This is a genomic window from Mycolicibacterium komossense (genome assembly GCF_025822605.1).
Taxonomy (GTDB): domain Bacteria; phylum Actinomycetota; class Actinomycetes; order Mycobacteriales; family Mycobacteriaceae; genus Mycobacterium; species Mycobacterium komossense.
In genome coordinates, this window is the sequence record NZ_JACKTY010000032.1 from 16,610 (window position 1) to 43,581 (window position 26,972).

General features: G+C 65.4%; 27 protein-coding genes and 1 pseudogene. 15 read left to right on the forward strand and 13 right to left on the reverse strand.

The window, feature by feature from the left end; genetic code table 11:
- Positions 1-144: 144 nt before the first annotated feature.
- Entirely contained in the window at positions 145-384 is a 240-nt protein-coding gene (locus H7J73_RS19825) for a hypothetical protein (protein ID WP_264069330.1), read from the forward strand.
- Positions 385-864: 480 nt separating this feature from the next.
- Positions 865-1,002 (forward strand): annotated as a pseudogene (locus H7J73_RS19830) (aldehyde dehydrogenase family protein); the annotation flags it as partial.
- 211 nt (positions 1,003-1,213) lie between these two features.
- On the opposite strand, the gene H7J73_RS19835 reads toward H7J73_RS19830, so the two are convergent.
- The 3 genes from H7J73_RS19835 to H7J73_RS19845 form a co-directional block, all read right to left on the reverse strand.
- The gene (locus H7J73_RS19835) at positions 1,214-2,407 is read right to left on the reverse strand and encodes a DUF1501 domain-containing protein (protein WP_264069331.1); all 1,194 of its coding nucleotides are present in this window, start codon (positions 2,405-2,407) and stop codon (positions 1,214-1,216) included.
- Positions 2,408-2,417: 10 nt separating this feature from the next.
- On the reverse strand, positions 2,418-3,728 hold the full coding sequence (locus H7J73_RS19840; protein ID WP_264069333.1) for a DUF1800 family protein: 1,311 nt from the start codon (positions 3,726-3,728) through the stop codon (positions 2,418-2,420).
- Between the two features lie 128 nt (positions 3,729-3,856).
- Positions 3,857-4,336, reverse strand: coding sequence for a DinB family protein (locus H7J73_RS19845; protein WP_264069334.1), 480 nt, complete (start codon positions 4,334-4,336; stop codon positions 3,857-3,859).
- A gap of 184 nt (positions 4,337-4,520) precedes the next feature.
- On the opposite strand from H7J73_RS19845, the gene H7J73_RS19850 reads away from it, so the two are divergent.
- Both H7J73_RS19850 and H7J73_RS19855 read left to right on the forward strand, forming a co-directional pair.
- Positions 4,521-5,063 (forward strand): GNAT family N-acetyltransferase, encoded by a 543-nt coding sequence (locus H7J73_RS19850; protein ID WP_264069335.1) that lies wholly within the window; start codon positions 4,521-4,523, stop codon positions 5,061-5,063.
- 62 nt (positions 5,064-5,125) lie between these two features.
- Positions 5,126-5,932: an SDR family oxidoreductase gene (locus H7J73_RS19855; RefSeq protein ID WP_264069336.1), complete on the forward strand. Its 807-nt coding sequence runs from the start codon at positions 5,126-5,128 to the stop codon at positions 5,930-5,932.
- Between the two features lie 101 nt (positions 5,933-6,033).
- Here H7J73_RS19855 and H7J73_RS19860 read toward each other — a convergent pair whose 3' ends face one another.
- Positions 6,034-6,681, reverse strand: a complete 648-nt coding sequence (locus H7J73_RS19860; protein ID WP_264069337.1) for a TetR/AcrR family transcriptional regulator — start codon at positions 6,679-6,681, stop codon at positions 6,034-6,036.
- Between the two features lie 111 nt (positions 6,682-6,792).
- Here H7J73_RS19860 and H7J73_RS19865 point away from each other — a divergent pair, with 111 nt between their 5' ends.
- Positions 6,793-7,056, forward strand: coding sequence for a hypothetical protein (locus H7J73_RS19865; protein ID WP_264069338.1), 264 nt, complete (start codon positions 6,793-6,795; stop codon positions 7,054-7,056).
- A 370-nt stretch (positions 7,057-7,426) separates the two neighbouring features.
- Here H7J73_RS19865 and H7J73_RS33730 read toward each other — a convergent pair whose 3' ends face one another.
- From H7J73_RS33730 to H7J73_RS19880, 3 genes are all read right to left on the reverse strand, one after another.
- Complete coding sequence (locus H7J73_RS33730) at positions 7,427-8,257, reverse strand: NlpC/P60 family protein (protein ID WP_264069339.1); 831 nt, start codon at positions 8,255-8,257, stop codon at positions 7,427-7,429.
- A 97-nt stretch (positions 8,258-8,354) separates the two neighbouring features.
- Positions 8,355-9,503, reverse strand: a complete 1,149-nt coding sequence (locus H7J73_RS19875; protein ID WP_264069341.1) for an AI-2E family transporter — start codon at positions 9,501-9,503, stop codon at positions 8,355-8,357.
- 12 nt (positions 9,504-9,515) lie between these two features.
- The gene (locus H7J73_RS19880; protein ID WP_264069342.1) at positions 9,516-9,812 is read right to left on the reverse strand and encodes a GlsB/YeaQ/YmgE family stress response membrane protein; all 297 of its coding nucleotides are present in this window, start codon (positions 9,810-9,812) and stop codon (positions 9,516-9,518) included.
- A 335-nt stretch (positions 9,813-10,147) separates the two neighbouring features.
- Here H7J73_RS19880 and H7J73_RS19885 point away from each other — a divergent pair, with 335 nt between their 5' ends.
- Both H7J73_RS19885 and H7J73_RS19890 read left to right on the forward strand, forming a co-directional pair.
- A complete protein-coding gene (locus H7J73_RS19885) occupies positions 10,148-11,392 on the forward strand; it encodes an EAL domain-containing protein (protein WP_264069343.1) in 1,245 nt (414 codons plus the stop codon).
- 96 nt (positions 11,393-11,488) lie between these two features.
- A complete protein-coding gene (locus tag H7J73_RS19890; RefSeq protein ID WP_264069344.1) occupies positions 11,489-13,372 on the forward strand; it encodes a protein kinase domain-containing protein in 1,884 nt (627 codons plus the stop codon).
- A 56-nt stretch (positions 13,373-13,428) separates the two neighbouring features.
- Here H7J73_RS19890 and H7J73_RS19895 read toward each other — a convergent pair whose 3' ends face one another.
- From H7J73_RS19895 to H7J73_RS19905, 3 genes are all read right to left on the reverse strand, one after another.
- Positions 13,429-13,623 (reverse strand): hypothetical protein, encoded by a 195-nt coding sequence (locus H7J73_RS19895; protein ID WP_264069481.1) that lies wholly within the window; start codon positions 13,621-13,623, stop codon positions 13,429-13,431.
- 207 nt (positions 13,624-13,830) lie between these two features.
- A complete protein-coding gene (locus H7J73_RS19900; RefSeq protein ID WP_264069345.1) occupies positions 13,831-15,525 on the reverse strand; it encodes a PecA family PE domain-processing aspartic protease in 1,695 nt (564 codons plus the stop codon).
- Positions 15,526-15,555: 30 nt separating this feature from the next.
- A complete protein-coding gene (locus H7J73_RS19905) occupies positions 15,556-16,326 on the reverse strand; it encodes a hypothetical protein (protein ID WP_264069346.1) in 771 nt (256 codons plus the stop codon).
- A 205-nt stretch (positions 16,327-16,531) separates the two neighbouring features.
- Here H7J73_RS19905 and H7J73_RS19910 point away from each other — a divergent pair, with 205 nt between their 5' ends.
- Entirely contained in the window at positions 16,532-16,699 is a 168-nt protein-coding gene (locus H7J73_RS19910; RefSeq protein WP_264069347.1) for a hypothetical protein, read from the forward strand.
- A 40-nt stretch (positions 16,700-16,739) separates the two neighbouring features.
- Here H7J73_RS19910 and H7J73_RS19915 read toward each other — a convergent pair whose 3' ends face one another.
- On the reverse strand, positions 16,740-17,327 hold the full coding sequence (locus H7J73_RS19915) for a hypothetical protein (protein ID WP_264069348.1): 588 nt from the start codon (positions 17,325-17,327) through the stop codon (positions 16,740-16,742).
- A gap of 99 nt (positions 17,328-17,426) precedes the next feature.
- Between H7J73_RS19915 and H7J73_RS19920 the strand changes: the two genes are divergently transcribed.
- The 3 genes from H7J73_RS19920 to H7J73_RS19930 all read left to right on the forward strand — a co-directional run bounded on the left by H7J73_RS19920 (position 17,427) and on the right by H7J73_RS19930 (position 19,325).
- Positions 17,427-18,296 carry a LysR family transcriptional regulator ArgP gene (locus tag H7J73_RS19920; protein WP_264069471.1) on the forward strand — a complete coding sequence of 290 codons (870 nt, stop codon included), beginning with the start codon at positions 17,427-17,429 and terminating at the stop codon, positions 18,294-18,296.
- 225 nt (positions 18,297-18,521) lie between these two features.
- On the forward strand, positions 18,522-18,827 hold the full coding sequence (locus H7J73_RS19925; protein WP_264069349.1) for a hypothetical protein: 306 nt from the start codon (positions 18,522-18,524) through the stop codon (positions 18,825-18,827).
- Between the two features lie 171 nt (positions 18,828-18,998).
- Positions 18,999-19,325 (forward strand): hemophore-related protein, encoded by a 327-nt coding sequence (locus H7J73_RS19930; RefSeq protein ID WP_435405538.1) that lies wholly within the window; start codon positions 18,999-19,001, stop codon positions 19,323-19,325.
- A 61-nt stretch (positions 19,326-19,386) separates the two neighbouring features.
- Here H7J73_RS19930 and car read toward each other — a convergent pair whose 3' ends face one another.
- Positions 19,387-22,923 (reverse strand): carboxylic acid reductase, encoded by a 3,537-nt coding sequence (gene car / locus H7J73_RS19935; RefSeq protein WP_264069351.1) that lies wholly within the window; start codon positions 22,921-22,923, stop codon positions 19,387-19,389.
- A 332-nt stretch (positions 22,924-23,255) separates the two neighbouring features.
- Here car and H7J73_RS19940 point away from each other — a divergent pair, with 332 nt between their 5' ends.
- The 4 genes from H7J73_RS19940 to H7J73_RS19955 all read left to right on the forward strand — a co-directional run bounded on the left by H7J73_RS19940 (position 23,256) and on the right by H7J73_RS19955 (position 26,549).
- Positions 23,256-24,545 (forward strand): NtaA/DmoA family FMN-dependent monooxygenase, encoded by a 1,290-nt coding sequence (locus H7J73_RS19940; RefSeq protein WP_264069352.1) that lies wholly within the window; start codon positions 23,256-23,258, stop codon positions 24,543-24,545.
- A gap of 132 nt (positions 24,546-24,677) precedes the next feature.
- The gene (locus H7J73_RS19945) at positions 24,678-25,487 is read left to right on the forward strand and encodes a GntR family transcriptional regulator (protein WP_264069353.1); all 810 of its coding nucleotides are present in this window, start codon (positions 24,678-24,680) and stop codon (positions 25,485-25,487) included.
- Between the two features lie 79 nt (positions 25,488-25,566).
- Positions 25,567-26,052, forward strand: coding sequence for an NADPH-dependent FMN reductase (locus H7J73_RS19950; RefSeq protein WP_264069354.1), 486 nt, complete (start codon positions 25,567-25,569; stop codon positions 26,050-26,052).
- Positions 26,049-26,549 carry a flavin reductase family protein gene (locus H7J73_RS19955; RefSeq protein ID WP_264069355.1) on the forward strand — a complete coding sequence of 167 codons (501 nt, stop codon included), beginning with the start codon at positions 26,049-26,051 and terminating at the stop codon, positions 26,547-26,549. The genes H7J73_RS19950 and H7J73_RS19955 overlap by 4 nt, the downstream gene beginning before the upstream one ends.
- A 21-nt stretch (positions 26,550-26,570) precedes the next feature.
- Here the strand turns inward: H7J73_RS19955 and H7J73_RS19960 are convergent, their stop codons facing one another.
- Positions 26,571-26,945: a heme-binding protein gene (locus H7J73_RS19960; RefSeq protein ID WP_264069356.1), complete on the reverse strand. Its 375-nt coding sequence runs from the start codon at positions 26,943-26,945 to the stop codon at positions 26,571-26,573.
- Positions 26,946-26,972: the final 27 nt, after the last annotated feature.

A 26,972-nucleotide genomic window follows, 5' to 3' on the forward strand; every position in this document is an offset into this window, starting at 1 on the left:
ATGTAGAACACGTACGCTGTACGTGTCAAGGGCCGGCGGAGGGAGAATCCGGCGATGCAGGCACGGTTCACTGTTGCTGAAGTTCGCGCTCACAGGACTGGGATCGTCGACCGCCATCGGCTCGGCGCGTTCAGCATGCGGTCATTGGCCACCGCTCTGGGTACCGAGCCGATGACGCTCTGCAACTACGTCAAGGGTCGCGATGAACTTGAGGGACTGGGCGCCGAGGCTGTTCCGGCGGACGTGAAACATCCTCCGCCGTGCGGTGATTGGTTGTTCGACGTCAGCCCCGAAGAGCTGGCCGCTCCTGAGCCCAACCAGGTCCCGCGGTCGCGCCGCCCACCACGTCGAGCGACGCAGTGGTTCGTCCAGTGCAATCCATAGCCATTGGCGATGGATAACGGTGATTGTTCAGGACTGCTGCAAATCAGATACGTTTCGCTGCCGCAACTGGCACAGCGGGCGACTCGGTGGTCGACGATTCACCGTCGACCGGCCTGCGTCTTAAATCAGCACCACCGTGCCGTTCTAGGTCTGTCACGAAGTTGAGAAAGCCGGGTTCGCCAGCAACTTCGAGAACCAACAACGACGGTCGGTGTCGTTTCTCAAGCTGGGTGGCAATGTCGTATCTGGAATGGCGCAGAATGACGACGTCGCTATCTGTATGAACAATCGTCTCCAACGGGCACTGTCGGCCACCGCATCGATCGGTGGGGACAGGCGACAAGAGGTTGGGTTTGAAGGTCACCTTGCGAGCCCGCAATCGCAAAATGGTGCATAGCGAGATCCGACACCGCGACACTGCTTGCGTTCGAGCTGATTGTTCGAGCCGTCACTTCGTAGGATTCGTTCTCGCTGAGATTGATCAACACCCACACTCCGCTGGTCGCGGAGATGCCGCACGGCGGCTTCAAGCATTCCGGATACGGCAAGGACCTGTCGATGTACGGACTCGAGGACTGCACCCGCATCAAGCACGTCACGGCCAACATCGACCTCTGAGCCACGTTTCGCTTCGAAAAGGGCAAACGCTGGCTCTCAAAATGTCGGTGGGTTCTGCGCGGTTGCCCTCCCGTCGGGCGTTGCGGGGATGGACGGAAATGCTGGGCCCGCGCCTATGGTGATGCTCGGAACTCGGTGATCATGAAGGTCTGGCCATCGCGCGCTGCCGGTCGGTCTGGGTCCGGGGCCACGTTCCGCTGACGGCGTTCGGTCACAGCAGCCCTAAACTGCGACGGCCGGAGCCGACCGCCGGGGTCGGATCGGCCCCGAGCGTGTGGGTAAGGATGTCGTAGTAGACGTCGCGGAAGTCGTTGGTGGGCTTGAGATCTCCGTCGTCCAGGTCGGTGAGGCTGGGTTCGTCGCCGAAGAAGCCGCCGCGCACGGGTGCACCCGCGACGAAGACGGGACCGGCGGTGCCGTGGTCGGTGCCCTGTGAGGCGTTGGCGCGTATGCGTCGGCCGAACTCGGAGTACGCCAGGACGACGACGTCCTTGCCGTGTGGATCGGTGGCCATCTGCTGCAGAAACGGAGTGAGGGCCTCGTCGAGGGTCTGCAGCAGTCGCTGTTGGGTGCCGCGTTCGTCGGCGTGGGTATCGAAGCCCCCTAGCGAGACCATGTAGACGCGGGTGGGAGCCGCAGCGGTGATCGCCTTGGCGACCACATCGAGCTGAGCGGCCAACGGGTTGGCTCCGCGACTGGCGGGCTGACCGAGGTGAGCGAAGGCCTTGTCGGAGGCCTGGGTGGTGCGGTATGACGCCGACACGGCGGACATGACGTCGGTGTCACGGTCGTCGGGGGCGCTCAGCGCCTCGATGGTGGAGGCGAACCGGCTCGCCGACGCCGCCGTAGTGGTCGGCGACAGGGCGGCGGCCGTCGTCTTGGCGCCGACGGCCATGGGCGGCAGCACGGCCCCGATGTTGACGGCCCGCAGCGGATCGTCACCAGTACTGTCCAGCCAGCGTCCGATCCAGCCGGTGCTGACGGGTTCGTCCGGCGAGGCGGTCTGCCAGATGTCCATGGACCGGAAATGGCTGTGGTCGGGCTTCGGATAACTGACGCCACGCACGATCGCCAGGTGCCCGTCGCCCCATGCGGTGTGGAGGCCCTTCAGCGCCGGATTGAGACCCAGTTGATCGTCGAGGTGCAGCACGTCGCCGGGCGCGTAGGCCAGGTCGGGACGCGCGTCGTGATAGGCGTTGTCCGCGTAGGGAATCAGGGTGTTGATGCCGTCGTTGCCGCCGTAGAGGGTGACGATGACCGCGACGCCGTCGCCGTCTGCCAGGGGTCGCCGCTGAGCGGCGTCCATCAACTCCGGCCATGACACGGCGGCCGCACCCGACAGCAGGCCCAGCGCACCGACGCCGGCGCTGGCGCGCAGGAACGTGCGGCGAGTCAGTTGCGGCATGGGTCCTCGCTCACGACGTCAGGTATTCGGGGGTGTTGACCGCCGCGGCCACCAGCATGGGTGGCTTGCCGGTCAGCGGCTTGAGCGCCTTGACCGAGCGGTCGGTCCAATCGCCGATGCCGATCAGGTACCCGACGGCGTCGATGCGGTCGGACGCCACTGCCTGCTCGATGGGGGAGAGGTCCCCGGCGGCCGCCAGCGTGGCGGCAGTCGACATGCGCACGCCGGCGCTGACGGTGGACAGCCACACCTGACCGCGGGGCCAGCCGCCGACGTCCGGTGGATAGAAGGGCTGCTGCCCAAGGGTTTTCAGCGCCGCCACCGAGGTCTTGACGCGTTTGTCGTCCATCGGCACGCGCAGCGACCGCGCCACCCCGACCAACCATTCGACCGGGGTGTTGACCAGACCGGGTCGGGCGGTGATGAACTCCTCATCGGTGAGGATCGCCTGCGTCAGCGCGTACAGATCGCGGCCGGGCCCGTAGGCGCCCAGCAGGCGTGCCAACGCGGCCGCCGAAGGCGCCGTCTGACTGGCCAGCTGTTGCCACAGCCGTCCAGTGATGTAACCCGCCGATGCGGGTTGGGCAAGGACCGCGTCGCAGAACCCGGCGGCATCGAGATTGCCGGTAGCACCGAGGAAGGACTTGCCGCTGGAGTCGTGGCGCCCGGGGACCAGGCGCGGATCCCCGTCGCCGAGCACCCATCCGGTCAGTGCTCGCGCACCGTTGCGCACGTCGGATTCGGTGTAGCCGTTGCCGTGTCCTAGCGCGAACAACTCCATGAACTCGCGCGCAAGGTTCTCGTTGGCGGATTTCGCGGTGTTGGTCTGTCCGTCCAACCACTGCATCATTGCGGCATCGGTGAGCATCGAGTAAGCCAGGGTGCGGAAGTCGCCGAGCTTGAGGGTGCGCAGCTTCTGATTCTGTGCGCCCATCCACGCCGCCATCCGTACCTTGGCCGCCGAGGTGGCAAAGTGGTTGTGCCACAACAGAGTCAGCTTTTCGTGGATCGGCTCGTCGACGGACACCATCCGGCGCATCCACCATTGGGACAGCTGGGAGGTCTGTTCGCCGAGTGCGGCGTTGTACTGCTGGTGTGCGGACCGGGGTGCGGCCTTGCCCGGCGGCGTCGGTGGATCCAACGACGGCATTGGCGTCGCACGAGCGCCCTGGTCGGCGTCGGGGTCGACTGCCAGGGCTTGGGCCACCTGGGTCGGCCAGTCCTGCTCCACTGCGGCGTCGACTGCCGGACCGGAGGTGCCGAAACCGGCCCGGCGCAGCATGCGGGCGGTGGCGTTCCACTGCGGGGACTGGATGGGCATCGTTATGGCCGTGGGACGGCAAGTCCGGCGCGCGGGTGTGTGCATCGCATGCCACCAGGGTCACCGCCCAACCTGAGGACGACCTGAAGTGGCCGCAATTGGCAGAAAACACCCAGCTGGCGCGGAACTTAGCCTGCGAGTACCTGTTCGCGCAGGATGTCCGCGTGTCCGCAGTGGTGGGCCAGCTCGCGCAGGACTTGCAGGTAGACCCATCGAAGCGTGCGCGGCCCGGCCGGGTGGCCGGTCACGACAGTATCCAGCGGCAGGTCTGCGACCGCTGTCCGGGCAGTCGCGCACACCATTCGATGGGCGGCCGTGACCGACGCGACAGTGTCGTCTCCGGTGAGCCGAAAGGACTCGTCCGGGCTCTGTACCAGACCGAGCTCCTGGCGGGATGTGCCTCCGACACATTCCTCGAACCACACCCGCTGCATCCACGTTACGTGCTTGAGCAGCCCGAGAAGCGTCGTCGCCGACGGGACGAGGCGACGACGGGCCTGTTCCTCGGTGAGGCCCTCAAGGGTCGCCTCGATGGCCCTGCGGTACTGCTCGACAAACGCGTCGAGCTGGACTCGTTCATCGCCCAGAAGCACATCGAATGAACTCATCGGCTTCTCCCATCATGACGTTGACGATCGTCAACTCCGGATCCGGTCGCGCTGAATCCACCTCCCAGGTCCGCAGCGCGGACCAGGCGACGTCCGGGTTACCGTACCGTCAATCGATAGCCGGTCGCGATCGATAACGGTGTGGGGTAAGACAAAATCGCGCTCCGTGTGCCACCCTGTTTCGATGGTCGAGGTGTTGATCGCCGAACGCGGTGACCTTGGTGGAGCGGAGCTTGATGCCGCGGAGAGGTTGGTGCGGAGCGCATTTGGATCCAGCTTCCGATCCCATGATTGGTTACATGCCGTCGAAGGCGTGCACGTGGTCCTTACCGCCGAGCAGTCCCTGGTGGCTTTCGCCGCCGTGGTCGCCAGGACCCTGCACCACAATGGCATTGCCTTTGATACCGGCTACGTCGAAGGGGTCGCGGTACGTGCCGACCAGCAGGGGTGCGGGTTGGGCCGCCTCGTCATGGACCATGCCGAGAACATCATCCGCACTCGCCACCAGCTCGGTGCCCTCAATGCGGTCGAGACCGCCACCGACTTCTATGCCGCCCGCGGCTGGCGGGCCTGGACCGGACACACCCAAGCAGTTGGCCCCGCAGGCGTCATCGACACCTACGATCACGCCGACCGGATCTACCTGCTGCACCCCGCCGGTGTGGACCAACCATTTGACAGCGAAACCGCTCTCATATGCGACTGGCGGCCCGGAGACCTCTGGTAGATCCATTACGTCTGCGGTTGGCATGGCGTAGGTCGGCCAGACTGCGACGGGGAGGATGAGTCATGCTTCGCGGAAAAGTAGTGATGATCACCGGTGCGGCGCACGGGATCGGTGCCAGCATGGCGCGGCTACTGCACAAGCGTGGTGCGCGCCTGGTGCTCATCGACGTCGACGAGCACGGTCTCCGCACGCTCGCAGGTGAACTCGGAGACGATGTTGTCGTCTGTGTTTGCGCTGACGTCAACGACTTTGACGCGATGCGGGCTGCCGCAGAGACCGCAGTAGACCGATTTGGTGCGATCGACGTGGTGGTCGCCAACGCGGGCATCGAACACTGGGCCCCTGTGCAGACCGTAGAGCCGGCGGCCTTCCGGCGCGTGATCGAGACCAATCTGATCGGCGTGTTCCACACAGTCCGCGCAGCTCTGCCGTCGATCATCGATCAGCGGGGCTACGTTTTGATCGTGGCGTCGGCGTCGTCCTACACCGCCGTGCCTGGCATGGCGGCCTATGGCGCGAGTAAGGCCGGCGTCGAGCAATTTGCGAACGTGTTGCGGATCGAGGTCGCACACCACGGCGTCGGGGTCGGTTCGGCGCACATGTCGTTGGTCGATACGCCGATGCTGCGTGAAACACAGTCCAGTTCAGCCGAGTTCACCATGCTGCTTGCAGCATTGCCGGGACCGTTGCGCCGGACCGTCACGGCCGACAAGTGCGCGGTACGGCTCGTCGACGCGATCGAACACCGAAAGCGGCGCGTCGACGTTCCCAGATGGGTTGCTGCCGCGCGCTGGCTCAAGCCGGCACTGTCGACCCCATTCGCGGAACGCACGCTGAGCAGACAAATGGCCCGCATCGAAGTGACTTGAATCCGGATCTCCAGAGCCGCTTCGCGATTCGAGACTGGATCTGAGCGGCTTCGAATCATCGGTAAGATCCGGTCGTTCTCGTCGGATGCCGAATGCGGCCTTCAGGCCGATGTGTTCTCGTCATCTATGCTGCGGAGCTGCCCCTGGCGGATCAACATGTTCATGGCCTGCTGCCATCGCGTGAGTTGCGCTGTGGTGGCGAAAGATTCGGGAAGATGTCGGTCGATGTGCGTGCGCAGGGTGATAGCGCCGAGTACGAGGATGAGCGGGTTCAATGCCGCCCAGGTGTAGTCGAGGTCGGCACGGGTCAGCTGCTGCTCGGCGTGCTGCTTCCAGCGGGCTTGACCCATGGCCACCAGGCCATCGAAAATGACCGTACCGATCTGGTTACCGTCGATGAGTGTGCGCCCGACGTAGTCGACGACGTCCGGCCGATTCAGGATCAGGTTCGTCACCCGCTGGCCGAATTCTTCCACTGGATCCACCGGCAGGGAGGCGGGGGGCGTGGCCAAGCTGGCGTCGAGCACAGCCATGACATGCTCGTCGACGGCTTTGATCAGGCGGCCCTTGGTGCCGTAATGGTGTTGTACCAATCCGATGGACACCTCGGCTTCGCTGGCGATCTGCCGCAGGGTGGTCGTGGCGGTGCCGTGATCGGCAAAGCATCTCAACGCGGAATCGCGAATTCGCTCCGCACTCGATTGGTCCTCCCTGTCGGGGTCGCCGCCCAGGGGAGGCCGGCTATTCACGGCTCCACGCTAGTTACAGCTGGACAATACGCTCGTACCGTCACACAATATGGGCGTATTGGCGTGCCGGGTCGAGGGGTCTCGGCGGCCAAGAGTGAAAGGCTCTCAATGGTGAAAGCTGGCCTTAGTGCCGAAGAGATCGCGTCACTCAACGCGCGGGCTCGGGTTGTCGGAAACCGGATCGGCTGGGAACTGCGATTTGCCGCGGCCGAGAACCCAGACTTCGCGGGTTTGACGGCCGGTGCAAAGCAGGTTTTCGTGGTGGGGCCCGCGAACGTCGCTGATCTCGTGGTACACGACATCATCGAGATCCTCGATGGGCTGCTGCGTGGCAGCCGCCGCATCCTCGATGAAGAGGTTCCGCGCTTGGTCTGATGGGTTGCTGCGCTACCGACCGGAGCGGGGCTGCCGCACGGCGGAACCTCCAGGTGTGGGCTCCCGGCCGGGATAGCCATGGTGGGAGGTCCTACTCCTGCCGTCCCCGGCGATGTTCTGACCCGGCGGTGGCGTCCGTCATGTCCGCGTCTCCTGTCGTTTGAGTCACGGTTCTCGGGGATAAATCCTAGATCTTCTCGATGGGGCCGGGTGGGCACTGCTCCTGCGGACTTGCTGTCAAGGCGAGCCTGCGACCGGCCAGGAAGAGTGTCATGCGCCGAGAACGTCGTTGCAGCTAAGTTCTGCAGTCGGCTGACGGTCATCTGGGCCGCCGACCTTGCGGTCAGACGGTCGTGAACCACGGGTGATCTCAGGCGATCGGACGCCATGCTGAGAGAACCGCCCCCCGGTACCAACCCTCGCGGCTGCGGATCTGAACACCGACAAGGTTCTGCGCGTTAACGCGGCTGTCGATGATGTGTTGGTCGTCGATGTAGATGACCACGTGCGAAGCCTGATTCGTATTTCCGTCGGGATGCAGAAAGATCAGATCGCCTGGCTCGAACGGGCCGTCTTGCGGAATGCGTTGTCCCATCGGGCCTGCGGTTCCTGCGAACTGGTGGTGGACGTCGCCATCGAACTTGATGCCCAGGCCGTAGTTGTATACCCAGGCGGTGAAATTCGAGCAGTCCAGGCCCCGCCCGGCATCCCATGCAGTGAGCCCGTCTGGCACGTCGGTGTCGGGATTCTCCTCGGGGGCACCGGCGAAGGTCGAGTTCGAGGGGTCCCAGCCCGGGATGTGGTGATGGCGGTACTGCAGCCCCAGCGGGTTGTCCGGTGAGTTGATATAGCGCATGGCCACGGTAAGAATCCGTTCCTGCATCCAGGTGGTGGGAGCGCAGCCCGCATCGTCCGGGACTGCCGGCGGCGGCAAGGTATCGGCCCTTGGGCCCCATCCCCGGTTCGAGTAATGCCCGTCAGCGTCGGTCTGGTACCAGTCGGCCGGCGGGACCTGAGTTTGTGGCAGTTCGTCTCGGCTGGCGAAATCCGCGGACAACGAGGCCTGGTTACAGGTGAAAGCGTAGGGCTGCGCGCCGGGCTCGGCACGAGCGAGACCGGCGGACGCCCCGACGGCCAGCGATGGACCTGCGAAAAGGCCTACGCACAGAACCAAGACGAAAAAGCGCATTCGATTTCTCACAGCCCTCTGCTCACTCTGGGGTCCCACCAACGAGGTAATGCTAAGCGGACAAATAGGTTGGCGAGCCGCAGCACGCCTTCCCGGTGTCCTGCGGGGATCAGATTTCGTCGAGGCGCGGGTAGAGCACCTCTTGGGTGATGAGCTGGACCGCGGCGGCGATGGGGATGGCGACCAGCGCCCCGACGATTCCCAGAAGCGCACCGCCGATGAGGACTGCCACCACGGTGATCAGTGGGGGAACGTTGACGGCGCGGCCGATGATCCTGGGGACCAGCAAGTAGTCCTCGATGAGTCGGAAGGCGACGAAGAAGACGATGGTGGCGAGGCAGACCGGTAGTGACACGGTCAGTGCGACCGCGGCGACCACCACGCCCGCGATCGTGGACCCGACGACGGGAACGAGGTCGAGTAGCCCGACGAAAATCCCCAGCAGGAGTGGATAGGGCACATGGAATACGGTCAGCCAGATGAACGTCGCTGTCCCGGTGATGACCGAGATGAGGACGTTGCCCAGGACGTAGGCGCCGACCTTGGCGAACACCTCGTCGCCGATGAGAATCGCGCGAGGACGGCGGGTGTTGGGTATCAGCCGGTACAACGTGGTGCGGATGCGGGGCATGTCGAACAGGAAGTAAACCGTTAAGACGATGACGATCAGGCTGTCGGCGACAGCGCCGAATACCGCGGTGCCGGCGCTGATGATCTCCTCGAAAGCTGATCCGCCCGAGCTGTTGATGGTGTCGGTGATCCGCTGCTGCAGATGGAATCGGTCGTTGAGTCTGCCGATGGCCGAGGAGTGGTCCTGGGCTCGTTGTAAGTAGTGCGGTGCCTCGGTGATGAGCTGTTGGCTCTGCTGCACCAGAGGAGGGATCGCCGCGGCGACGAAGGCGCCGATCAGGGCCAGAAACAGGACGAAGACGACAGTGGTGGCCGCCCACCGGGGCAGTCTGAATTTGACGAACCACGAGGCGACGGGTTCGAGCCCGAGTGCGAGGAAAAACGCCACGCCGATCAGGATCAGGATCGACGACATCGCCGCGAGCATCTGGACGGCGGCATAGGTCAGCGCGACGCCTGCGGAGGCGACCATCCCGATGTAGAAGGGCGACTGCCGATTGAAGCGGCGGCCGAGCGATCCGAGCGGCTTGTCCTCCGAACTCATTCCGGCGGCGATCACCTCGGCTTCAGCGACGGGCCCTTCGTCGTCGTCGGTCCCGGCTGCGGGGTCGTCGGTGACTCCCGTCATGGCCATCGCCCGTTAGGGGCGTCGGACCAGCCGCAGTACCCACAGCAGGATGACAGCTCCGAGGATTGCCGTGAACAGGGTGAACCACCAACCGCCGTTCGCGGTGTCGACGACGAAGCTCAGCAGGAAGCCGCCGATGAGAGCTCCGATGACGCCCACGACGATATCCACGAGCAGACCATCTTTGGTCTTCATGATCTTCCCCGCGATCCAGCCGGCCAGTGCGCCGATGATCAGATAGCCGATCCACCCGACACTTGTCAGTGTGCTGGAACGGGCCAGAAACTCTGTCGCAGCCAACGGATCCACAGGACTCTCCTCACGCCGTTCCGTCCGGCGTGCTCGACGGACCGTGTCGGTGTAACCATTTGCCGTGCGGACGAAACCAAATCGGCGTTAACCGCCGGCCGGCCGAGATGTCGCCACGTCGAAACCGCCGTCTCGGGGTGACGGGGAACCGAGAACTCGGTGAATTCACAGGTGTCGCTACCTGAATTCTGGTAACTAACTTCGGGTCAGCTGTTGACGGCTGTGTCAATAGCGGAGAGCATAGTGTCGCTAATTGTTGTAATTGCAACATGTGGGACGCCCCTACCGGGCGCTGCTTTGGCCCGCAATGACCGGGGTGAAAGAGGGGGCCGAACGTGCTTTCGCCGTCCAGCGGAGGCGAGTTGTCGACGGCTGCCGCCGGTGTCGGGCTCACGATGGTCTATCAGCCCGTCGTCACATTGTCGACGGGGCAGGTGGTCGGCTACGAAGCGTTGGCCCGCTGGCCCTCGTTGCGCGATCCTGCTCCGCAGTGCGTCTTCTCCCACGCCAAGGCGGTCGGGGCACTGGTCGATCTGGAGCGACAGGTGATGCGAACCGCAATCTCGGGTGCGGCGTCTCAGGGCCTTCCGGACTCGGCGACATTGCTGATCAACTCTGAACCCGCGAGTTCGTACTCTGCCGACTACGGCGATGACGTGATCGACGATGGGCTCGGCCGCTTTCAGATCGTCGTCGAGTTGACCGAACGCCACCTGCTCGCCAACCCGGCAACTCTGCTGAAGAAGGTCGCGGCGCTGCGGGCCCGGGGCTGCCGTATCGCCCTCGACGATGTCGGAGCCTCCCACGAATCCCTTGCGCTGCTTGATGTTGTCGGCCCTGACGTCGTGAAGCTCGATATGACCGTCGTACAGGCAGCGCCGCATGTCGACCAAACCCGCACCCTGGCAGGTGTTCTCGCGTACCGCGAAAACACCGGGGCGGCGATCGTGGCAGAGGGCATCGAAACCGAAGCCCACTACCGTCGAGCGGTGACTCTCGGCGCCACCCTCGGTCAGGGATTCCACCTCGGCCGGCCTGGATCCATCGATCCCGCGGCCGCAGGGGCATCGAATCCGTCGCTGTCTCGCCTCCGGCCCCCGCCCGTTCAGCCGAGGGGATCGGTGTTCGATCTCATCGCCACCGGAGCCCCGACGTTCACCGTCGACTACGACACCGCACAAGCGCTGACTCAGACCATCGCGCGCAAATCGCGGCATCACGTGATCAACCAGCCCATCGTCCTGACGTCAGTGCCCAGTGCTGCCGAATATGCCGAACTGCGAACAGGATTCCGCGCTCTGGGGGTGTCGTCACCACTGGTCGCGGTGTTCGGGATCGACATGCCCGACGGGCCCCTCGGGGACGGCGTCCGCGGGGTCCGTCTGGAGCCATCCGACCCGCTGGGGCGGGAAACGGCATTGGTCACACTCGGTTGTGATGTCGCCACAGCGCTTGCCGCCCGTCCGCGTCGCGACGTCACCACCGGAACTCGTGGGATGCCGCCGTACGACATCACCATCACCCACAACCGGGATCTGGTCACCCAAGCGGCCCGTACGTTCCTGGGCAGGATGACCTGAGTCGAGCGCCGCCCCGTCGGCGATCGAGGGTAGGCGAAGCTCTTGGCCGTGGACCGACACCACTTAGAGTGCTCGTATGCACCACGGGGGTTCGTCATGACTGGGGAGACGTTTGGCAGGTACCGCCTGGAAGCGCTGCTGGGCGAAGGCGGCATGGGCCAGGTGTACCGAGCGTTCGACGTCGACACCGACCGCATCGTTGCACTCAAGGTGCTGCCACCCCAGCTGAACCACGATCCGGAATTCGAGCGGCGGTTCCGGCGGGAGGCGCAGATCGCCGCAGCCCTCAACGATCCGCACATCATCCCCATCCATCAATACGGCGAGATCGAGGGCCGCCTCTATGTCGACATGCGGTTGGTCGACGGTCGCGATCTGAGCAAGGTCATCGCAGAGGACGGCGGCCGATTGCATCCGGCGCGGACGGTCGCCATCGTCGAGCAGGTTGCCACCGCGTTGGACAGTGCCCACACGGCAGGGTTGGTGCATCGCGATGTCAAGCCGTCCAACATCTTGATCGCCGCGCGGGATTTCGCGTATCTCATCGACTTCGGCATCGCGCGCGGGCTGACCGATACTGCGATGACGAGTGCCGGACACACGGTCGGCACGCTGGCCTATATGGCGCCCGAGCGCTTCAGCGGAATTGCCGGACCGGAATCCGACATCTATTCACTGACCTGCGTGCTGTATCAATGCCTCACTGGCCGTACGCCGTACGCGGGTGACAGCGCGGAGCAACAACTGGCCGGGCACCTGTCGGAGTCACCACCTCCGCCGTCATGGGACGGTCCGCACATCCCGCCTGCGTTCGATGCGGTGATCGCCAAGGGGATGGCCAAGAATCCAGCCGACCGCTACCGGTCCGCGGCCGAGCTCGCCGCCGCGAGCCGCGCGGCGCTCGGCTCGGTTGGCCCCACGATCAACGCCCAGCTGTACGTACCGCCCACGACGGGGGCGCCCGCGAAACGTTCGAACGCTGCCCGGTACGCGGTGATTGCGGCGCTGGCACTGCTGGTCGGTGGTTACGTCCTGGTCGCATTCCTGACCAGGGATGCATGGACCGTGGGCGGTCCGCGCGAACGCACTCACACGGCGTTCACGGCGGACTCGGCTGATGGGGCGACGCCGACGGCGACCGACTGGTCCAAGGCGAGAGATGTCATGGCGGCCAGGATCACACAACTGGGCGGCTCGAACACGGCGATTGAGATCGGTGCCGACGGCATGGCTGTCACAACCTCGGGCGTCGACAAAGACCAGCTGGAGGGCATCGGTGCGGTGGGGCAGTTCTACGCTCGGCCGGTGATCCATGCGATCCCGGCGCGGGCTGATCCAGCTCCACTGCCCAAGGACCCCACCGAAGGGGATACGGCGCAACGCATTGGATATGAGAAGCAACTGCGGCAGGCCACCGACCCGGCCATCCAGATGCTGGCGCTGCAGTTCGAAGCCACGCGGTGCGAAGAGCCCGATGATCTTGCCGGACATGATGATCCGAATCTTCCGCTGGTCACCTGTGCTCAGGACGGCAAGTCCGTCTATCTGCTCGACAAAGCGCTCATCCGCGGTGATCAGATCAAGACCGCTCGTTCCGAGCAGGTCAAGGGAAGTGACGACTACGCAGTCGGCGTGGATTTCATCCCCGACGTGGCGGCACAGTGGGCGAAGTTCACCGCCGCCAATATCGGCATCCAGGTCGCCTTCATGATCGACACCAAGGTAGCCACCGCCCCGCAGATCCAGACGGCCGTCCCTGACGGGCGATTGGAGATCACCGGGTTCGACGCGCAACGGGCCTCCGCACTGGCGGCGATGCTGGCCGGTGGCGCACTCCCGATGCCACTGTCACTTGCGTCGGCGACGACGGAGCAGCTGCCTGCACAGCTGTGGACCGTGCCCCGCATCGTCTTGCTGGTAGGCGGAATCGCGGTGCTGCTGGTGGTGATCGGTGGTGTGCTGGTGGTCAGGCGGTTCTGACCCCGAAACGACGAAGGCACCCGCTGCGCGGGTGCCTTCGTCAGGTTGTCCAGCGATCAGTTGTGCACGTTGGTGTCGACCTGCGGGACGACGACGCTCGAGCCACCGTTGACCTGGTTTACCCACTCGTGGTGTCCGAGGTCGGCCTGTGCCGGTGCGGCCAAGCCGATGATGGCGGCGATGAAACCAGTGGCGACAACGCTGGCAAATCCGAACTTCTTCATTGTGGTGCCCTTCTTGTTCTTGCTCATATCTTCGAGCCTGCCGGGTAGAACGCGATGTTCGCGGCCATTAATTCCCATGGCAGCATCTTTGCGACGGTTGGCAGAAACAGGGGCCCCCAACGGCTTTCGCGCTGGAAATCGGGTGACGGGCGCCACATGCTCGACTTGCCGCCGGGTTTGCTTCGTGTGATCCCGGTTACGGCAGATCGGTCTGTGCGGTGCCCTGTCTTGCGGTCAGACGATGTCGAAGTGCGTCGCGCCGAGCCCACCGGCCGGGCTGTAGTCGAGGTAGATCGGGCCCAGGCCGAACGGGATATTGCCGGTGTTGGGACGCGACGAGTTCGCGGTCGTGTCGTCGTAGACGTTCGGACTGTTGGAGTCGGTGATCGTGTAGGTGTAAAGCAGCGTCAGACCGTCGGCGGTGTACACACTCACCCTGGTGCCGGGCTTGAGACCCGACCCGGACTGGGCGCTGCCGGCAACCGAGGACGGGAGGCCGCCGTACACGCCACCGGAATCGATGTTGGTCTTCAGCGGTTGCAGCGCCCCGTCGTTGATCTGCACCCGCACATCACCGATCGGCGCACCGTTGACCGAGCCGCGCGACGGCAGCGGGTTGGGGCCGAACACCACCAGGCCGTAGGAGCCGATGATGTTCTGGTACAACATCACCCCGTCTTTGAGCTCACCGGGGAGCAGTGCGTTCAGCGTGGGGCCGGAGCCGGAGTTCGCCGCTATTCCCAAGGTTCCCGCGACCCCGATTCCGGCGACGCTGTAATTGTCATACGCCGCTTCGGATTCGGGATCGACGATCATGATGTTCGCCGGCGCGGTGATCGCTCCGTTCCCGAAATCGATCGTCGTCTGATAGGTGTGATAGTCGTACCCCACCGACACGGTGTCGTCGCCGTAGCCGCTATGGCCGGACCCGGTGGCCGGACCGAGGTTTTTCTGGCCCACGTACTTGTTCAGGATGGACAGTCCGGACGAGCCGGTGTCGAGTTGTACGGGCACGACGGGACCGCCGTTGACCGAGATGTAGATGATCTGCTGGGTGGTTTCCACAGTGCGCAACAGGCGCACCGCATAGACCTGACCGTTCTGCTGGGCTTGGCCGATGAGGCCGGCAGCCTGCGTAGCTGCCGTCGATGCCCCGAAGAGCCCGACCAGCGGAACGGACTGGGCGGCGGCGCTCAGCGTTACTCCTGCCAGCGAGGGCAACATCAGGGTGCCCAGCAGGGACAGTTGGGCCACCTGGTGAGCCACCGGAATGTTCTCGGTGTTGGCCACTGCGGCCTGGGCGCCGTCGATGGAGTTCTGCCACGTCGTCAGTGACCACGCGGATTGGGCGAGAAGTGCTTGGGGGACAAGAGAAACCAGCCCCGCGACGACGTTGCCCGAACCCCAGGTCTGCGCTTGCAGGAGGCTCTGGGCGGCAGCGATCTGTTCCAACGCCAGCTTCACGGCGGCGCCGGGGACGATGACCTGGTTATCGGGTAGGTAGGACTCGTTTCCCCAGGTGTCCTTGGGCGTCTCCGTCCCGGTGCCGGTCGCCTGAGCTACCGCGGTGGCTTTCGGCTTGACCGCTGCCGGGCGACTGGCGCGGGCCCCTGGTGCGGCGGGTGACACAGACGCTGCCGGCCCCGCTGTGGCTGCCGTTCGCGCCGGGCCGGCGGCCACGGCGTGGTTTGACGACGACGCGACGGTGCCGGCCTGCGGTCGTGAATGCGACCGGCTGGCAGTGGATTTGGAGCTTGCGGCCGAGCTGCTGTTGGATGCGCCCGTCGAGCCGGAGGTACTGCCGGACTGTCCGGTGTCGGCGACAGCGACCGCGCTACCCGATGCCAGCGCGGCGCCGATTCCGAGTGTGATCGCACCAGCGCCCAGCCACGCGTACTGGTGTCGAACCTTCTTCGATTTCTGTGTCATCAATGTCCCCGGCCCTGTGTCGAAGCGTGCTTACGAAGTTCCGCCGTTGTTTCCGCTTGTGCCTCGGTGGCCGGCCACACCCGCGGACCCGCCGCTGCCGCCGGACCCCGGCTCGGCGGAGGCCCCGTGTGGGGCAGAGGCGTTGCCGCCGTTGCCGCCGTTGCCACCGGTACCGGCGAACATCCCGCCGAACCCGCCACTACCGCCGGCCCCGCCCTTCGCGGTGCCGGCTCCATCAGCTGTTCCGCTGCCGCCGCTGCCACCCCGGCCGCCGGTCCCGAGGAACTGGCCGCCAGGGCCGCCTGGCGCGGCAGTGCCGCCGGTTGCATCGCCGTCGCCGGTGGAGCGTGCGTCGCCGCCGTTGCCGCCCCGGCCGCCGGTCCCGAGGACAGTGATGTCGCCGCCGATGTTGTTACCGCCGGTGCCGCCGTTGCCGCCCTGGGCGTTTCCGTGCACGGAATCGGCTTTTCCGCCGCTGCCGCCGGATCCGCCGGTCCCGACAATGGCAGCACCGCCGGAGTTTCCGAGGCCGCCCTTTGCCTCGGCCGTATTGGTAGCGGTGGCTGCTCCGCCGCTGCCGCCGCTACCGCCGGTACCGATTGTGGTGCCCCCGCCCTGACCGCCGGTGCCCCCGGCGGCATACGTGGTCAACTCGCTCGAAGAGTTGGCGGAGCCGCCGATCCCGCCGGCGCCGCCATTTCCGACGACGGTGGTTCCGCCCGTACCGCCGGCGCCGCCGCCCGCCGTCCAGTTGTTCGAGATGCCTTCGCCGCCGCTACCGCCGGTGCCTGCACTGCCCATGACCGCAGACCCGCCCGCACCGCCGGCGCCACCGGTCCCACGGGCGCCATACGAATTGCCCTGCCCGCCTGCACCGCCGCTACCGCCGCTGCCGAATGTGGCCTTCCCGCCGACGCCGCCGACGCCGCCGACGGCGACTTCCTCCGTGGCGTAGGCCGTACCGCCTTCTCCGCCGCTGCCACCGTCACCGCTCCAGGCACCGCCGTTGCCGCCGTTGCCCCCAGCCCCGCCGACCGTGATGATGTCGTTGGCGTACCTGTTGTCGTTGGCGCCACCGGTTCCGCCTGCGCCGCCGTTGCCCAGGATGGCGCCACCGTTGCCGCCGTTGCCCCCATTGGTGGCCGCCGACCGCAGGACCCCGGTGCTGGAATAGACGGCGGCCTCGCCGCTGCCGCCGTCGCCGCCATTGCCGATCAGCAGGCCGCCGTTGCCACCGTTGCCGCCCGCTTTGGCCTCCGTGGCCAGCGAGCCGTTGGGGAAGTAGGTGGCCTGAACGCCGTCGCCGCCGTCGCCGCCGTTGCCGAAGAACAGGCGCCGCCGTTGGCGCCATTTCCGCCGTTACCGCCGAGCAGTCCGCCGTTGCCGCCGTTGCACGCATTTCCGGTGCAGTTCGAAGCTGCGTCCAGGCCGTTGCCGATCAGCCACCCGCCCGGTCCGACGACCGGCGAAGCGGCCTGCACCGCGGCGATGCGATCCGCGGAGGACGCGGCAGCCTGATCGATGGAGCCGTGGCCGCTGAGCAACCAGAAGTCGGTGTCTGTCGAGCTGGTGTCCGGACTCAGCGGGATCAGCGAATACTCGGTCGACGCCAGCTGAATACCGGAGACCGTCACGGGCGTCGCCGCGGTTCCGCCGAGCGCAGCGGCGATGCCGCCGGCCGCGGCGAACCCCACGAATACGCCAGTGGCAAGCCACGGTATCGAGCGTCCGCGATTGTCCAACCGGTGTTCGACCACGGCGTTCCCCCAACCTCCCGCTGGGCGCTCAACCCAGGTGATCACAGCTATGTCCCCAATGGGTATGAATACATATTGACGCGTGTGGACCCTAGGACTCTTCCTTCGGGCCGGTCAAGGCTCGTTACCCTTGCTAATGTGCAGATGGACGGTCAGCAGCTCGCCGCGTTCGCGGCCGTGATCGAGCTCGGCAGTTTCGATGCCGCGGCAGATTGGCTGCACGTGACACCGTCGGCGATCAGCCAACGCATCAAATCCCTCGAGCAGCGGGTGGGCCAAGTCCTCGTCGTGCGCGAAAAGCCCTGCCGGGCCACCGCTGCCGGTATTCCGCTGCTGAGGCTGGCCGCCCAGACCACGATGCTCGAAGGCGAGGCACTTGCCGAGGCGACAGGGGAGCGGCCGGATCTGACCAGAGCTGCGATCGCGGTCAATGCCGACTCGATGTCGACGTGGTTCACCAAGATTTTCGACGAGCTCCCCGATGTGCTGTTCGATATCCGGATCGAGGACCAGGACCACTCCGCACGATTGCTTCGAGAGGGGGCCGTCATGGGCGCGGTGACCACCGAGCGAACTGCGGTGCCGGGATGCCGGGTGCAGAAGCTGGCGGTGATGCGCTACATCCCGGTGTCCACCCCGGCCTACGTCGAGCGGTACTTTCCGAGGGGCTTCACGGCCGAGAGCGTCGCCGGTGCCCCGTCCTTGGCCTGGAATCGTGCCGATGCGCTGCAGGACACCTTGGTACGCAAGGTGTTCCGTCACTCGGTGGCCCGACCGGTGCACTATGTGCCGACCGCAGAAGGATTCACCGGGGCGGTGCGAGCCGGCCTCGGTTGGGCAATGTTCGCCGAACAGCAAGCCGAGTCCGAACTGGCGCAGGGGTCGCTGGTCCGGGTCGCCGATGCATATCTCGATGTGCCGTTGTACTGGCAGTGCTGGAAGCTCGAGAGCAGATTCATCGCCAGGATCACCGACGCAGTCCGGTCGGCCGCGATGCACCGGAACCACGACTGAGTGTCTACCGCTCGATCGTCTCCATCTGCGCATCGGAGCGCACTCTTGGTGTGCGTCCGGCATTTTTTGCATAAGTTCTACACAGCCTGTACCTAACCGGGTCGGCGTACGTTTGAAGGTGGGAGTCGGTGGCAGCTACACCAGCCGCTTCCGTTATCCCGTAACAGCTTTGGATCCGCGGGGCGATCCATGGCACCGATACCGGTACAAGTTACAGAGGTTCTCATGAGCACTATGAAACGCATCGCTGCAGGGGCCGTCATTGCGGGTTCGCTCGGATTGACCGCCCTCGGACTCGGCTCGGGACTGGCCAACGCCGCACCGTCCCCGGCCGCCGTCGGGACCGGCTGGGCGCAATGGGGCCACGGCGGCCCCGGTGGTCCCGGTTGGGGAGGTGGCCCGGGCTGGGGCCCTCCGCCACCTCCTCCGCCACCACCGGCCTACGGCTACGGCGGATATGGATACGGGTACGGCGCTCCCGTGGATGCCTGCGTCAACGGACCGCTTGGATTGCTGCACGTCTGCGTCTAAACGGCCCGACCACACCTGCCCGCTCCCGGTTCGCTCGGAGCGGGCAGGTGCTTCTGTGCAGCTGAGAGCATAAATCAGGTCGGAAAACGATAGGACTGCTACCGTTGAGTTGTACCGACGCACTCCTGTGTTGCCGTCGGATCATCTGCCGCAAGGGGGACGAGAATGTCAATGACCACCAAACTGGTCGCCAGCCTTTGTGGTGCGGCGGCAACGCTGATCGTGGGAGGCGGCCTTGCTTCCGCTACCCCGGACACCAACGCCATCGTCAACTCCACCTGCAGCTACCCGCAGGTGATGGCCGCGCTGAACGCCCAGGACCCGGCGGTTGCCGCCAAGGTGTCGTCCAACCCCCTGGCCACCGCCTGGCTGCAGCAGCTTGTAGCAGCGCCACCGCCGCAGCGGCAGGTGATGGTCGACCAGGCAGCGGGCGTCCCTGAGGTCCAGCAGTACAGCGGGTTGATCGGTCAGGTCGCCACCAGCTGCAACAACTACTGAGCAAGACGACAAAAACCCACCTCCGAGCGATTGCTCGGAGGTGGGTTTTTGTCGTCAGAGGTTAGAGCAGGCCGAGCAGCTGCAGGTCGGTGATGTACTTGACGATCACCGGTGCTGACAGGTGTGGGATGTCCTTGTCCGGTCCGATCTTGTTGTCCTGCACTGCTGTACGGAAGTGGTCAGCCGGTGCTAGTGATCCGTTGATCGGGTGTTCGGGCTTCTGATAGTTGTGAATCAGCGGCAGTAGCGATGCGGCCCGTTGCTTCTCGGGCAGTGCCCGCAGCGTCGTGTCGAAGCGGGCCAGCCATGCCGAGTATTCGGGGACCCGGACCATCGGGTAGCCGGACTCGATCAGCCAGTCGACGAACGTGTCCATACCGATACCGTCGTCGTAGGGATTCATCACGTGGAAGGTTTCGAATCCTCCGGACGCCACCGTGACGTTCACCCCGATAGTCGAGATGGCCTCGGCGATGAATTCCACTGGCAGACCGTCGAAGTGGGCCCGCTGCCGGTTGCCGTCCGCGTCGAGTTCGTAGAACGAGCGCGGAGCCACGCCGGTCGCGACCAGGCTCAGCATCATCCGGGTGAACATGTCCGGCACGTTGAGCTGTCCGGCGTAGGTGGTATCCGCCATGATCATGTCGCAGCGGAACACCGACACCGGCAGGCCGCACAGATCATGGGCTTCGCGCAGCAGGACCTCCCCGGCCCATTTGCTGTTCCCGTACCCGTTAGCGTAGTTGTCTCCGACCGTGCGGGTGGCACTCATCTGCCGGATGTCGGTCTCTTCGACGAAGCGTCCCGGTTCGATACCGTCACCCACACCGATCGTCGAGACGTAGACGAACGGTGTGATTCTGGTGGTCAGCGCGATGCGGATCAGTTCCGCGGTGCCGACTGCGTTGGGGCCGAACAGCTGGCTGTAGGGCAGCACGTGATTGACCAGCGCCGCGGGATCCACGATGAGGTCGACGGTGTCGGCCAGCCGCTGCCAAGTCGCCTGTTCCAGACCGAGATTGGCTTCGCCCTTGTCGCCGGCCAGCACTTCGAGGTGGTCGGCGGCCAGCGACCGGTAATGGTCCAGCAGGCTCGGGTCCCCACTGTCGAAGGTCGCGTCCAGGCGCGCACGGGCATCCGCGTCGGACTTGGCCCGCACCAGGCAGATCACCTTGCCGTCCACCAGGTCCATCCGCTCCAGCCACTGCAGCGCCAGATAACGGCCGAGGAAGCCGGTGGCACCCGTCAGCAAGACCGTGCGGACGTCCCGGCTGGGTCCGGGTAGCGACGGAGCGGCCGCCAGGGTTGCCTCATCGAGGAACTTGTCCAGCGTCAGGTCGGTGGCGTGGACCTCGGTCGCGTCCCGACCGTGCACTGCGTCGTAGGTGGGCCGCTTGGTTCCGCCGGCCCGCTGTGCCTCGACATACGCAGCGATGGAAGACAGATCGCTGGCCGGGCTGACGATCACCCCGACGGGAACATCCACGTCGAAGATCTCGTGTAGCAGATTGGCGAATGTCAAGGCAGACAAGGAGTCTCCACCAAGGTCGGTGAAGGCTGCGTCGGGTGCGATATCGGCCGAGCCGGTGCCGAGCAATGCGCTCGCGGCTCGACCGACGGTCTCCAGCACCGGTTGCTGCGCGCCGCTCTGGCGCAAAGTGCGCAGCACGTCCGCCTGACCGTCGGCCAGGTCGACGTAGAGCTGCTCCAGCGCGGCGCCGTAGTGCGCCTTGAGCTGCGGGCGGGCCAGCTTCCTGATGCCGGTCAGCAGTCCGTTTTCCAGCGTGAACGGTGTGGTCTCGACCAGAAAGTCGCGTGGGATCTCATAGGATTGCAGAGCGGACTCTCGTGCGACGGTCTGAAGTGCCTCGGTCAGAACGGCTTTGACCGCGGCTGGGTCGCCGCCGACACTGGCCAGGGCGTCAACGGTCGGGACGATGACGGCCAACAGGTACGAGCGGGCGCTGTTGCCGTAGACGAAGATCTGCCGCACCGACGGGTGCGCACCGTAGGCCGCTTCGAGTTTGGAGACGGTGACGAACTCGCCCTGGGACAGTTTGAGCACGTTGTTGCGCCGGTCCACGTAGGTCAGGTGATCGGGTGCGATCTCGGCGAACACGTCGCCGGTGTGATACCAACCGTCGGTGTCGAACAGCTCCGCGGTCACTTCGGGTCGCTTGTAGTAGCCGGGGATGACATCGGTTGACTTGACCCATAATTCACCGCGCGGATGCGGGCGGTCGGTGGCGAAGTAGCCGAGTTCCGGCACGTCGACCAGCTTGTAGTCGACCAGCGGTGGGCGGCGGATCTGGTCGTCGACCAGGACGACACCGTCCTCGGTCGAGCCGTAACCGTTGATCAGGTGGATGTCGAGGAATTCCTCCACCCAAGCCCGCAGCTCAGGGGAGATCGGCGCGGAGCCCGTCATCGCCGAGAACTGGCGCCCACCGATCAGGCTCTCGCGCTGCTCGGCCATCACCTGCAGCTCGATCTCGGCTCGCTCGGCCGGAGAAGACCCGCCGGCGCGCCGGTCCACTTCACCCTGCACCTCTTGGAACAGCATCTCCCAGATGCGGGGGACCAGGTCAAGTTTTGTGGGCCGGACCAGCGCCAGATCCTCCAGTAGGGTCGACAGATCACTCTTGGCGGCGAAATACGCTGTGCCACCGACACCCAACGTCGAATACAGGATGACGCGGCCCATCACATGGCTGACCGGCATGAAGCTCAAGGTGATCGCGGGCAGCTTGCCCTCGGTATCCCAGTCGGGCCGGAACCAGCCTCGCCAGCAGTTGGCCATCAGTCGGTCCGTGTACATCGCACCCTTGGGGGTACCGGTGCTGCCGGAGGTGTAGATCAACAGGCGCAGCGCTTCGTTGTCACCGGCTTCGGCGCCTGGGCCTTCGCTGTGCTGGGCGCCTTGGGCGATGACGTCGTCCAGGGCTTCGACGCTGACGTTCAGCTCGGCCAACCGGGCGGCGGCGGACTCGAATGCCTCACGGTGGTCGTCGACCTGGGGGTGATAGTCGAAGACCACCAGGCGCTTCGGCGCGTGAGCGGTCGCGGCCAGCTCGACGGCGTCTTTGAGGTGATCGACACTGGACAGGATCGCGACAGGTTCGGTCTCGACCAGGATCGGGTGCAGCTGCGCCACCGGTGCGCTGGTCTGCAGGGGAACGGCGACTGCTCCGGTCAACGACAGCGCCATGTCGACGACGGCGTAGTCGGCACTGGTGAAACCGAGGGTGGCCACGCGGTCCCCTGGCTGCACGGGGTTGTCGGCCAGGGCGTCGGCGAGGGCACGGACTCGCGCCCAGGTTTCGCGGTAGCTCACGGTGTCGAACCGGGGTTGCAGCTGGGCTACGGTGCGGCCCGAGGCGTCGGTGACGAACTCGACGGCGCGCTGACCGAGCGCGGGCCGGTCGGCGTAGCCGGTCATCACGGTGCGGATCACATCGCGCAGCGCCACGTCGGCACCGGCGACTGCGGCGGCGATTGCTGGATCAGGCTGGGCGGCAATGAGTTGCGCATCGCCAGAGGTCAGCTTGTCGAAACGACGAAATAGCCGGGCCTCACGGCCGGTAGTGGGGGCTGACATGCAAATCTCCTCTGACAATGAAGTATTCAATTCCTGGTCGGGCACATCCGTTCGTGCCACCTCACCGAAAAATACGTAAGCAAAGCTAAATATTCCTGGAGATTTGCTGTGAGGTGCGCGCCTCCGGGTGAAGGTGCTGGTCCAGTTCTCGCCCATCGTGTCGCGGTGACGTTTCTCACCGTCGCGGGGTGCGCCGGCTTGCGTTGTCGGAACCTCGAGGCGGTCGGGTCGACGGCCGACGCTGACACCGCGCAATCGGCGCGAGACCGCGAGGACACCGCGAAGTAACGCGGCTCTGTTTGCCTATCAGGAAGCAAACAAAGGGAGATGTGATGTTCCATCTGGGGTGGTTCCTGAACTTCGTCGCAGACGAGTGGAACGGGAACTGGGGCGACGGCGGGCGCGACTTCACCGGCGACTTCTACGTCGACGTGGCCCGTGATTTCGAGCGGGCGAAGTTCGACTACATCCTGATCGAGGACAAGCTGATGGTGTCCACCGCTTTCGGCGGCACCATGGAACACGACCTCAAACACGGCATCAACCCCAAGCACGACCCGGTTCCGCTGGCCGTCCTGATCGCCGCCGCGACCAAGAACATCGGGGTCATCCCCACCATGTCGACCAGCTTCTACCCGCCGTTCATGCTCGCCCGGTTGTGCAGCACGATCGACCACATCGCGCGCGGACGCTTCGGCTGGAACGTCGTCACTTCCGGCGAGGATCGGTCGGCGCAGAACTTCGGGATGGACAAGCTCTACGAACACGACGAGCGCTACGCGATGGCCAGCGAGTACCTCGAATTGGTGACCAAGCTGTGGGAGTCGTGGGAACCGGATGCGATCGAGCGTGACTACGAGACCGGGACGTACGCAAACTACAAGAAGGTCAACACCATTGACTTCGAAGGCAAGTACTACAAGTCCCGCGGGCCGCTGAACACCGCCCCGTCGCCGCAGTACCGCCCGACCATCGCCCAGGCCGGCGCCTCGCCCCCAGGGCGCGAATTGGCCGCCCAGCACGCCGATACCATCGTCGCTCCGTCCAGCGGAGCCGAGGCGATGAAGGCCTACCGCGACGATATCCACAAGCGGATGAAGGCCAATGGTCGCGACCCGGGAGAATGCAAGGTGCTCTATCTGGTGTCGCCGATCGTGGCCGACACCCACGACGAGGCGCTGGCCAAACGGGACCGCTGGTTCACCACCGATTCCTATATCGAGTACATGCTGGCCGAGATCTCGTCCATCACCGAAATCGACTTCGCCCAATTCGATCTGGACAAACCGGTGCCGCCTGTCACGACCAACGGAGAGCGGGGATCCCTGCAGGCATTCCTCGCCGGAAGCGAGGGGAAGACGTTGCGCGAAATCGTCACCGGCAACGGGCTATCCGGGAAGGTTCCGCTCGTCGGCACGCCCGCCGAAGTGGCCGACGAAATGGGTGAGCTGATGGAAGAGGTTGGCGGCGACGGCTTCCTGATCACCAGCCCGGTGATGCGGCTCAACCGACGCTACGTCACCGAGATCACCGACGGGCTGGTGCCCGAGTTGCAGAAGCGGGGCCTGACCCGGTCGGAGTACACCACCACGACGCTGCGAGAGACGCTGCGCGAGTTCTGACCGTGCGCGAGTTCTGACACGAGGGTGACCGGTCTCCGATGCCGCGCAGGACTCGGGCGAATCAACCAGGTCCGAAGTCGTTGATACAGATCTGAACAACTACCACTGGGATCAGACGAAAGGACGCGAACCGTGCCAACACATGACCGCCCGGTACGCGGCGGTTCGGTCAGGCGGGCCAGCCCCACTATGCCCGTCCGCCCGGAATTGGCCTACCAGCGCCAGCGGCCCCGGCCGGACCGCGTGAACAACTCGGCGCGGCGCACCTACGACCTGCTCCGCTCGACGCTCGTCACCGGTCGCAACACGAGCCTGGGCGAGCGGGAACTCACCGACGCCTTGTCGGCGAGCCGCGATACCGTTCGCGCCGTTCTGCAGCAGCTCGCGCGAGAAGGGATCGTCACCCGTGAGCCCAAGAACGGGACGCGGGCCAACGGCTCGATACTGCTGCGCATCGACGAGCTCAACACCCTCGACCAGTTCACCAGCGATCCGTCCACCCGTGTCGAGGTCCGTGCACTGGAGTGCCGGCCGCTGGGCTGCCCGCCGATGGTGCGGGACCGTCTACGCCTGCCGGACGGCTGGACCGTGCTGATGATCGAAAGCCTGGTGTTGCAGGAGGAGCAGCCTCTGGGACTGACGGTCAACTACATCGCGCTCGGTGAAGACCAGTCAGCCGATTTCCACGTCGACGAGCCGGATGTCCTGCTGATCCTGGAGCGCCAGCTCGGGGTACGGATCGGGGCCAGCAGCACCACAGTCGGGGCTGTCGCAGCGGACGAGCAGAGCGCCGCGCTTCTCGGATTGGAGGTGGGCGCGCCCATCGTGTGGCTGGAGGACGTGATCGAAGACGTCACCGGCCAGCCGCGGGCACTATCCCAGCTCCGGTTGCGCGGTGATCGAGTTGCCTTCTCGGCCACGGCGTATCGGCCCGGCGCCTGACTCCGCGGGGGACCGGGACATTTCGCTCTCGCTAAATGCAAGGGTTGAGCAAGTTTCTGCCTGATGGGAGAGTGCGCACATGACAGTCGTCGTAGTGGGAAATCCGAAACCGAAGTCGCGAACGCGGGCCGCCGCCGAGTTGGTGGCCGAAAAGCTGACAGGCGCCGTGCCCGAGCACGTCATCGATGTCGTCGACCTCGGCCCGGGATTGCTGGGCTGGGGAGACCCGAAAGTGGCCGAGGCCAAGGAAATCGTCAAGTCCGCCGATGCGCTGGTGGTGGCGTCGCCGACGTTCAAGGCCACCTACACCGGACTGCTCAAGCTGTTCCTCGACCAGTTCGGGGCGGGCGAACTCGGCCAGACCACCACTTTTCCGGTCATGCTTGGCGGCTCGTGGGCACACGCGCTGGCCCCGGAGCTCACCTTGCGGCCTGTGCTGGTCGAGATCGGCGCCAGTTGTCCGGCGCCGAGTCTCTACCTGCTCGACTCCGATTACGAGGCATCACCCGAGTTGGAGAAGTGGCTCGATATCGCCCGGCGCTTCGCCCCGCAGGTGTTGTCATGATCACGGCGGTCGACGGCAACTTCGACCAGGCCCTGCTGCGGCAGGCCTTCGGCGCGTTCCCCAGTGGCGTGACGGCTTTCTGCGGCCTGATCGACGGCGTGCCCGAAGGGATGGCGGCGAGCTCCTTCACCTCGGTTTCCCTCGATCCGCCGCTGGTGTCGGTGTGCGTCGCCAACACTTCGGCGACGTGGCCGAGGCTGGCCGAGCTCGAGCGTCTCGGGCTCAGCGTGCTAGCCGACGAGCACACCACCGTCGCGCGGTCGTTGGCATCGAAGTCCGGTGACCGGTTCGCCGATGTCGACTGGACCTCGACCGACACCGGCGCCGTATTCGTCCACGGCTCGACGTTGTGGCTGGAGTGCGTACCGTTCAAGCGTGTCGAGGCCGGCGATCACGAGATCGTCGTGTTGCAGATCGTCGCGCTGGCGGTGTATCCCGACGTCGCGCCGATGGTGTTCCACCGCAGCAACTTCCACGGGCTGGCCACCGCAGGCTGATGTTTCTCGGCGGATGCGCCGTTAGCCGGCCATGAATTCCGAATACGCCGACGCGAGATCCGGCGGCAGTGCCTGGACGTGGCACTCATCCTGCGCGTTACCGATCGGCGCCAGGATGCCCCGCAGGTCGTTGTACTCACCCGGGTTGCTGCCGAAGTAGTTCCGCAGAGTCGCCGACGCCTCGCCGCGCGGCTGGTTCTGCGCGGTCATCACGGCTTGGTTGGCGCCAGGGTGAGCGGCCAGATAGGCCTTCGCCGATGTCGACGTCGTAGCGACGGTCCCGGCGATCCCGGCCGGGCTGCAGTCCTGCGGCTCGGCCATCGCGGACGGTGCCGTCAAGGTGGCAGCCGCGAGGCCGCCGATGGCGCAGGCACTGGCGAAACGAACGAAAGTCATGGTGGTTCCTTACTTGCTCGCTGGCAG

What these genes read in the sequence shown, in the direction of transcription:
- H7J73_RS19835 (WP_264069331.1), bottom strand. Translation starts at nt 2,407, where the DNA reads ATGCCGCAACTGACTCGCCGCACGTTCCTGCGCGCCAGCGCCGGCGTC.
- H7J73_RS19840 (WP_264069333.1), bottom strand. Translation starts at nt 3,728, where the DNA reads ATGCCCATCCAGTCCCCGCAGTGGAACGCCACCGCCCGCATGCTGCGC.
- H7J73_RS19845 (WP_264069334.1), bottom strand. Translation starts at nt 4,336, where the DNA reads ATGAGTTCATTCGATGTGCTTCTGGGCGATGAACGAGTCCAGCTCGAC.
- H7J73_RS19850 (WP_264069335.1), top strand. Translation starts at nt 4,521, where the DNA reads ATGGTCGAGGTGTTGATCGCCGAACGCGGTGACCTTGGTGGAGCGGAG.
- H7J73_RS19855 (WP_264069336.1), top strand. Translation starts at nt 5,126, where the DNA reads ATGCTTCGCGGAAAAGTAGTGATGATCACCGGTGCGGCGCACGGGATC.
- H7J73_RS19875 (WP_264069341.1), bottom strand. Translation starts at nt 9,503, where the DNA reads ATGACGGGAGTCACCGACGACCCCGCAGCCGGGACCGACGACGACGAA.
- H7J73_RS19890 (WP_264069344.1), top strand. Translation starts at nt 11,489, where the DNA reads ATGACTGGGGAGACGTTTGGCAGGTACCGCCTGGAAGCGCTGCTGGGC.
- H7J73_RS19895 (WP_264069481.1), bottom strand. Translation starts at nt 13,623, where the DNA reads ATGAGCAAGAACAAGAAGGGCACCACAATGAAGAAGTTCGGATTTGCC.
- H7J73_RS19900 (WP_264069345.1), bottom strand. Translation starts at nt 15,525, where the DNA reads ATGACACAGAAATCGAAGAAGGTTCGACACCAGTACGCGTGGCTGGGC.
- H7J73_RS19905 (WP_264069346.1), bottom strand. Translation starts at nt 16,326, where the DNA reads ATGGGCAGTGCAGGCACCGGCGGTAGCGGCGGCGAAGGCATCTCGAAC.
- H7J73_RS19920 (WP_264069471.1), top strand. Translation starts at nt 17,427, where the DNA reads ATGGACGGTCAGCAGCTCGCCGCGTTCGCGGCCGTGATCGAGCTCGGC.
- H7J73_RS19925 (WP_264069349.1), top strand. Translation starts at nt 18,522, where the DNA reads ATGAGCACTATGAAACGCATCGCTGCAGGGGCCGTCATTGCGGGTTCG.
- H7J73_RS19930 (WP_435405538.1), top strand. Translation starts at nt 18,999, where the DNA reads ATGACCACCAAACTGGTCGCCAGCCTTTGTGGTGCGGCGGCAACGCTG.
- car (WP_264069351.1), bottom strand. Translation starts at nt 22,923, where the DNA reads ATGTCAGCCCCCACTACCGGCCGTGAGGCCCGGCTATTTCGTCGTTTC.
- H7J73_RS19940 (WP_264069352.1), top strand. Translation starts at nt 23,256, where the DNA reads ATGTTCCATCTGGGGTGGTTCCTGAACTTCGTCGCAGACGAGTGGAAC.
- H7J73_RS19950 (WP_264069354.1), top strand. Translation starts at nt 25,567, where the DNA reads ATGACAGTCGTCGTAGTGGGAAATCCGAAACCGAAGTCGCGAACGCGG.
- H7J73_RS19955 (WP_264069355.1), top strand. Translation starts at nt 26,049, where the DNA reads ATGATCACGGCGGTCGACGGCAACTTCGACCAGGCCCTGCTGCGGCAG.
- H7J73_RS19960 (WP_264069356.1), bottom strand. Translation starts at nt 26,945, where the DNA reads ATGACTTTCGTTCGTTTCGCCAGTGCCTGCGCCATCGGCGGCCTCGCG.